The organism is Paenibacillus sp. OT2-17 (assembly GCF_009827695.1).
Taxonomy (GTDB): domain Bacteria; phylum Bacillota; class Bacilli; order Paenibacillales; family Paenibacillaceae; genus Paenibacillus; species Paenibacillus polymyxa_B.
The window spans coordinates 1-714 of record NZ_WUDQ01000988.1 but is presented as its reverse complement, the minus strand read 5'-3'; the positions used below and the strand labels follow the sequence as shown (position 1 = coordinate 714).

Annotated in this window: 1 protein-coding gene; it reads right to left on the bottom strand. The window is 45.7% G+C overall.

Features of this window, described 5'->3' with window-relative positions; translation table 11 throughout:
* A partial coding sequence (locus GRP75_RS28640; RefSeq protein ID WP_160791075.1) for an oxidoreductase occupies positions 1 to 714 on the bottom strand: 714 nt, incomplete at both ends.

Below are 714 nucleotides of genomic sequence, written 5' to 3'. Positions count from 1 at the left end.
CAGCTTCCTTGAACAGATCCGGATTTACCGTACAGCAAATCGGTTTACTTTTGGAGATACGATGATCGGCACAACCAATGTTGCAAGAGATACATTTTCTAAGCAAATGTTCGTAGCCGTTTTGCACTTTAAGCACCCAGTTCGGTTCTGCAATCAACCCTCTACCCATAGCCAGCAGATCAGCGTCACCTCTCTCCAAAATATCCTGCGCAGCCTGTGGGCTCCGAATATTACCTGAGGTCATCGTGACCTTCCCGAATTTTTCTTTTACCGCTTTAGCCATATATGAGCGCCAACCATCCGGCAGGTTCATCCCGTCAATCTGGAACTGGATGGAATCATTCAAAGCAGCAGAAACGTTCAGAATATCTACCTCATCATTAAGATACTCCAATAACTCGAGTGTATCTTCCAGTGTGTTCCCACCTTCTGTGAACTCTTCCGCGCTAAAACGTAAGCAAATAGGGAAAAATGGGCCGACCACTGAACGAATTTCATCAATGACTAATCTGGCAAAACGAGTACGGTTTTCTGCGCTTCCGCCAAATTCATCCGTGCGTTTATTATACATCGGTGAAAGAAACTGACTCAGCAAGTAGGAGTGTCCCGCATGAATTTCAACACAGTCAAATCCTGCTCGTTGCGCTCTTCCCGCTGCTTCTCCGTATTTGCGCACAATGGCGTAAATTTCTTCTTTTTGCAGAGGTCTTGGAA